The sequence below is a fragment of the Streptomyces sp. NPDC059909 genome (genome assembly GCF_042730885.1).
In the GTDB taxonomy this organism is placed as follows: Bacteria; Actinomycetota; Actinomycetes; order Streptomycetales; family Streptomycetaceae; genus Streptomyces.
The window spans coordinates 1-5,600 of the sequence record NZ_JBHWKX010000068.1 but is presented as its reverse complement, the minus strand read 5'-3'; the positions used below and the strand labels follow the sequence as shown (position 1 = coordinate 5,600).

Annotated in this window: 5 protein-coding genes; all 5 read right to left on the bottom strand. The window is 69.3% G+C overall.

Annotated features, from left to right (window positions below; genetic code table 11):
• Positions 1-143: 143 nt before the first annotated feature.
• The 5 genes from ltrA to ACFV9O_RS31935 all read right to left on the bottom strand — a co-directional run bounded on the left by ltrA (position 144) and on the right by ACFV9O_RS31935 (position 5,042).
• Complete coding sequence (gene ltrA / locus ACFV9O_RS31955; protein ID WP_385424046.1) at positions 144-1,640, bottom strand: group II intron reverse transcriptase/maturase; 1,497 nt, start codon at positions 1,638-1,640, stop codon at positions 144-146.
• Complete coding sequence (locus ACFV9O_RS31950; protein ID WP_385423976.1) at positions 1,540-1,965, bottom strand: reverse transcriptase N-terminal domain-containing protein; 426 nt, start codon at positions 1,963-1,965, stop codon at positions 1,540-1,542. The genes ltrA and ACFV9O_RS31950 overlap by 101 nt, the downstream gene beginning before the upstream one ends.
• Positions 1,966-2,479: 514 nt before the next feature.
• Positions 2,480-3,034, bottom strand: coding sequence for a transposase family protein (locus ACFV9O_RS31945; RefSeq protein WP_385424043.1), 555 nt, complete (start codon positions 3,032-3,034; stop codon positions 2,480-2,482).
• A gap of 232 nt (positions 3,035-3,266) precedes the next feature.
• Positions 3,267-3,815 carry a GNAT family N-acetyltransferase gene (locus ACFV9O_RS31940; RefSeq protein WP_385423974.1) on the bottom strand — a complete coding sequence of 183 codons (549 nt, stop codon included), beginning with the start codon at positions 3,813-3,815 and terminating at the stop codon, positions 3,267-3,269.
• A 912-nt stretch (positions 3,816-4,727) separates the two neighbouring features.
• Complete coding sequence (locus tag ACFV9O_RS31935; RefSeq protein WP_385423972.1) at positions 4,728-5,042, bottom strand: hypothetical protein; 315 nt, start codon at positions 5,040-5,042, stop codon at positions 4,728-4,730.
• Positions 5,043-5,600: the final 558 nt, after the last annotated feature.

The window sequence follows — 5,600 nt, the reverse complement described above, 5'->3', positions numbered from 1 at the left end:
GGAGGAACAGAAAGCCAACCGGAAACGGCACCGCAAGCTCACCGCACGGGGCTTGGTCCAACCGCCCGGACCACGTCCGCTGTTGGATAGGGGGCGGTTGGTCTTGTGGGGGGGTGGCGGCGCGTTGCTCCCCCCCCGCCCCCTCAGAACCCGGCGTGCGCCGTTAAACGCACCGGGCTCAAGCAAGCCCCTGTGGGCTCGTTGGCGGGCAGAAGTGCTGGTCGGGTGCCGAGTCGGCGTCGGCAGTGAGCGTGTACGAGGCTGGGCGGGGGCGAGTGTGTCCGAGGTTCCCGGTCCGCTGGTGACGATCGCCTGTCGGCGGGCCGCCTTGCGGATGACCTTGAGCCACTGCTCCCACTGGTCTGGGCTCTGCGGCTCGTGGTCGGCGTGCAGCAGGAGTTCCCCGCAGAGCGGGCAACGGCCGCGCTGGGCCTGGAGGAGCCGCAGCCGCCCGTGCTCAGCGGGGGTTTCCGGCGGCGTCGCCGCTGGGTCCAGTAGTCGGCCAGGGCTGGATCATCCGGAGACGCCCTGCCCTTGACCATCTGGTGCCGGACAATCTTCGTCCAGGCGAACTTGGCGAGGTAGGCGCCGCTGTCACGGTCGCCGAACACCCACCGGTCGCGCCTGGAATGGTCGAACATGCCGAAGTGCCGGTCCACGACCCAGTGCCTCGACTTGTTCGGGTGGCTGCGCTTGGCCCACTTGTAGGTGAGCTTGAACGCGTAGTGGTCCAGCTGGGCATAGGTCCTGCTGGACACTGCCGTCCGGTAGTAGGCGGCCCAGCCCCGGATGACGGGGTTGAGCTTGCCGATCATCGCCTCGGCGTTGGCCCCGAGGAGGGCCCTCGTCTCGGCGGCGAGCCGTTTCCGGATGCGCCGCACGGCCGCCTTGCTCGGTTTGATCAGCAGCTTGCCGCTGCGATACCGGCGGATGTTGAACCCCAGGAAGTCGAACCCGTCTTCGAGGTGGACGACTCGCGTCTTGTCCTCGTTGAAGGTCAGCCCTCTGGGCCCCAGCCATGCCGCCAGCCGCGCCTTGACCTGGTTGGCCTGGTCGCGGCTTTCGCAGAGCGCGACAAGATCGTCCGCGTATCTCACCAGCACGGGGCTGCCAGGCACCGCGCTCCCGGCATCTCTGCCGGTTGCGAAGTAGCGGACCCCGGAGACCTCCTCCATCCCGTGCAGAGCCACATTGAGGAGGACGGGGCTGATCACCCCGCCTTGAGGGCTCCCCTCTTCGGTCGGGGCGAACCGGCCTTGGTCGACCACTCCCGCCTTCAACCACTGCTCGACCAGTCCCCTGGCGGGAAACGAGCCGAGCTGCCGGAGAAGATGAGAATGGTCGATTCGGTCGAACGCCGCCGCCAGGTCCGCGTCGAGCGCCCACCGTCTGCGCGGGTTCTTCCCGCTGGCGGTGTTGAAGATGGCTTCGATCGCGTCGTGGCAGCCGCGGCCCGGCCTGAATCCATAGGATCTCGGCTCGAACCGTGCTTCCCACTCGGGCTCCAGTGCACCAACCGCAACAGCTTGAAGTGCTCTGTCAGCGATCACAGGAATCCCGAGAGGGCGCCTGACCTTGGCCTTGGGGATGAACACGCGTCTGACGGGCTTGGGAGTCCACGGCCGGGAGCGGTACTGCACCCAGTCGGCCAACTCGGCCTTGGACCGGGGCAGCAGCGCCGTCCGTCCGTCGATCCCCCGCCGTCTTTCGGCCAGCGTTGACCTCCGTCACGCGTCGCACGCTCAGCAGCGTGTTGGCGCGGGATCGGAGCATCAGTTTCTGCAGGTTGCGAACCTTCTTGAGGTCCCCCGCCTGCGATGCCGTGAAGATGCGCTGTCGCAGTCGGCGAGGTCGTCCTCGGGTCCGTTCACCACGGCGGCGCCTGCCGTGGCAGCCTCGGTGGCTGCGCTGGGTTGCGTCGTCATGGTGTCCAACTTGTCCCTCGGTTCCGTCGTCTTCGGTCATCGGTCCTCACGGGCTCACCCGGTCCACGTCAGCACCCTTTCGGGTCGGGGCAACTGCCCCTGTCCGGCCGGTTATGCGGGACGATCGGCGGAGGAGCCGATCATGCTGTCCCGGTTTCCCGCTTCCTTTCGGCCGCCGGCATTCGCTTCTTGGACCGTCCTGCGCCCGCTGGGGATCTGGGCCTTCCTCACGGTCGGCTTACCGGCCACCGCTGGCGGCCGGACCCCGTCGGGGTTGTCACGTTGCACACGTACGAGATGCGACCGGGGTGGGTGCCCCCTCTACTCCGGGAACGGCGGTGTCCACACGGCCGATACCAAATCCTCAGCCGCCGCCTGCCGCCTCACAGCGGCCGGTTCCTGAACCCCGGTGGTGCCATCCATCAACCGAGGTGATGCATCACGAAGCATCATCGAGGGTTCACTCGCGTTCACCCGTCCGGTCTTCCCCTCGCCTGTGGCCACCGGATGGATCGGCGGCCCTTGGGCTTTCCCCCGGGCTTCACACCCCGCCGTTACCGGAGACGCATGCCGGAGTGGGGACAGGCACTCGGACACTGGCCTGGGATTACGCCGCCGACATCAGTCGGCCTCCTTTCCGCGCAACCGCTCGTTGCGTGCGCCTTCGTGTCGCACACTGGTCGTGCATCCGGCCCGGCCGCACCACACCGGACAGCAGCAGGCGGCCCTGGCCGTCGCTGAACGTGATGGTCTTGATGGCGTTTCTGCTTGCGTTTGCCGGAAACAAAGGCCCGGCGCCCGGGGCGGTCGGCCTGCGGGCGGGGGGCCTGGGTCTCGGCCCCGTCGAGCCGCAGCTCAACACTCTCCGCCTCGGCATGGGCGAATACGTCCTCCAGCGTTTTCAGCCGCAGGCCGGGCCGGTCGGGCACTGCGAAACCACGGGCCGCCAGCAGCGGGCGGACCTGGCGGATGGCCGCGGAGACGGTGGAGCGATCCACCTCGAAGAGCTTGGCGAGCACCATGTGCGGCAACTGATGGCGCAGATGGACCAGGGTGACCAGCAGCCGATCGAAGAGGACCAGCTTGGGCTTTCGGCCAGCACCCTCCATCCGCCGACGCTCCCCGCCCCGGGCCTCGCGGAGCGTGGACTGCCGGGCGGCCTCCCACGCACTGGCGAGCTCGGCGAACAACTCACCGAAATGTGCGCTTGAGACGCCGGACAGGGCAGGATGGGAACAGGCCGCACGGGCCCAGGTCAGCTTCACAACTCACCCAACCTGTACGGCCCTTCTCATGTCACGGCCCGACAAGGACGCTCGCGATTTCGCCGCGGCCGTGCAGCTACTCGGCCTGGATCGCGTCAGCCGGGACCTCGAAGACGAGCTCGAGCCGGTCGCGCTCGTTCCCCTGCTCGCCAACGCACGTGAAACCGAAGCCCGCGATGGTGGCCAGGGAGGCGTCGTTGTCGGATCTGATAATGGCCCGCACGGTCCTGACACTGGGTTCGGCGGCGGCCCTGACGAGCAGCGCTGCCAGCATGGGGCGGGCATAGCCCTGGCGGCGGTACCCGGGCACGACGGTGTAGCCGACCTCGACCATGCCGGCCTCATCCGGCGGCCCATGGAACCCGGCGTCGCCGACAACGGCCCCGTCCGGCTCGGACACCGCGGCCCGCACGATCCAGGGCGCGACTGACGGGTCCTCGGCGAGCTGGCCGGCGCGATAGCCGAAGATCCCGCGGGCCCGGTCAGAGACGAAGTACTCGTCAAGGGCGACCCCGGCCTCAGCGCTGCCGCCTGCGAGGTCACCCTCGGCAAGCGCCCGAAGCGCTTTTGCGCTGAGCTCGACAAAGCGGACGTGTTTGGGGACGGAGGGAAGTTCGCTAGTCATCGCGCAGATGGTCGCCCAGCACCGCAAGGCTGTCCACCGCTTTACGGCCTCGGCGGACACGCTGATCGTCCCGGATGGACCGTCCGCGCGACGCCGCCTGACTGCGCACGAGCCGCCAGGCCGGCACGCCTGAAACTCATTTTCCCCGAAGTCGTTAGCCGCGTCGTGTCGTCGTTCGCATTCGCTGGGGCTGGGGTGACCGTTGGCGAAGTGTCTGCGGCAGGTGTTGTAGCGGGGCAGTCTGGCGAAGACAGTGGCCCTGCAGGTGGCAGCGTCGCTGTAGACGCGGGCTCCGCGGAGGGTCTCGCGTTTCGGGGACGCGTGGAACCACTCTCAGGCCGCGCTGTCCGCGCTGCTGCCGACCGCGCTCATCGACCGGGTGACCGAGCTGGTCGCAGAGGCCGGCGAAGGCCCTGGCACCGTATTGCGCCTCGTGATCGGAGTGGAAGAGTGCCCCTTCCACGCCGCCGCGGGTGCGCGCGGCCATCCGCGGGGCGTCGGTGAGTACGGGAGAGGACCCGGCCTGCTCAGGCCGGGACCTCCGCCGCCGCGTCGGCACTCTCCCGCCCCGGGCCCGAAACCAGAAAGCCCGCACGAGGCTTTCGCCCGCGTCTCCCCGGCACTGTGCACCATCGACATCGACGGGGAACAGCCGGACCGGGACCTGCTCCTAGCCGCTGACCCGGCCGTGTACCGCCGGATGCACGACGCACGGTGCTGCCTGCCGAAGTAGGAACCGGCGGACGAGCTGTCCGGGCCTCCAGGCCGCGATGCTCGCCAAGCAGGTGGGCAAGCCGTTCAACGAGTTCTCGCCCATCAGCCACGCGCCCGGCTCCGGCTCGCGGGTGCAAGTGCCGGGCGGTGCGGCCTTCTCGTAAGCGACTGGTCAGCGATGCCCGCTGGGCCGACTGGTCACCACAGCCACCCGTTGGAGCGCCGCAGCCGGGACAAGGCGCGCGCGTCACCGCGGGCGGCGGCGCTGCCGATGCGGTTCTGCCGGGGGCGGGGCAGACGGGACTGTCGCGCGGTGAACCGGCGGCGTGATGCCGCCTGGAGTCGGCTGCGCTGTTCGCGCACCTGCTTCTTCCGCTCCGCTTCCGTCTTGGACGCCTCGGTCTCTACGCGAGCGGGCAGCGGGCGCGGGCCGAATACGGCCGCACGCTCGCGGACTCCCTCCTGGAGCCGTGCGGCGAAGGCTTCGATCTTCTTGTCGTTCGGTGTGGTCATACGGGCCTCCGAGGTGTGGTCCTCTGGTCCGGTGCGGACTGGGGGGTCGGCTGTTGGGCGGGGTGCGGCTTTGCGTGCCGGGTGGGTGGGCCGCACGCGACCATGCGCTCGTTCACGCCATCGCGGAGCTTGGCCGCGGCCTCGATAAGCCGCAGGGTGCTGTCGGCCGTGGTGATGTCGGTCGTCTGCTGCTGCCTCTCGTGGCGGGCTTTGGCGATCGTCCGGGCAACGCGGGCCTCGCTGCGGGCCTGCCGATCTTGCTGCGGTGAGACAGTTCCGGCTGCAGGGGACACCGCGTGCGGCAGGGAGCGGGTGGCAAGGCGTCGCGAGCGGCGGGCGGCCCGGATCCGAGCGGTAAGAGCATCGCTGGCGAGCCGGGCCCGCTCGTAGCGGGACGCTGTCGGGCTCTAAGCCTTGATCCACCGAGGTGGTTTGAGAGTGGTCTTTTGATCGGTTTCGGGTCGGGTGGCCGGGTGAGGGCAGGTTGTGTCCGCTGGTCTGCCCAGCATTTCCACGGTTCGGTTCCGGTCGGGCCCTTGCGGGCGGGGCGGGCGGGGG

Excerpts from the sequence above, each read along its gene's own strand:
- ACFV9O_RS31950 (WP_385423976.1), bottom strand. The coding sequence starts at position 1,965 with ATGACCGAAGACGACGGAACCGAGGGACAAGTTGGACACCATGACGAC.
- ACFV9O_RS31945 (WP_385424043.1), bottom strand. The coding sequence starts at position 3,034 with ATGGAGGGTGCTGGCCGAAAGCCCAAGCTGGTCCTCTTCGATCGGCTG.
- ACFV9O_RS31940 (WP_385423974.1), bottom strand. The coding sequence starts at position 3,815 with ATGACTAGCGAACTTCCCTCCGTCCCCAAACACGTCCGCTTTGTCGAG.
- ACFV9O_RS31935 (WP_385423972.1), bottom strand. The coding sequence starts at position 5,042 with ATGACCACACCGAACGACAAGAAGATCGAAGCCTTCGCCGCACGGCTC.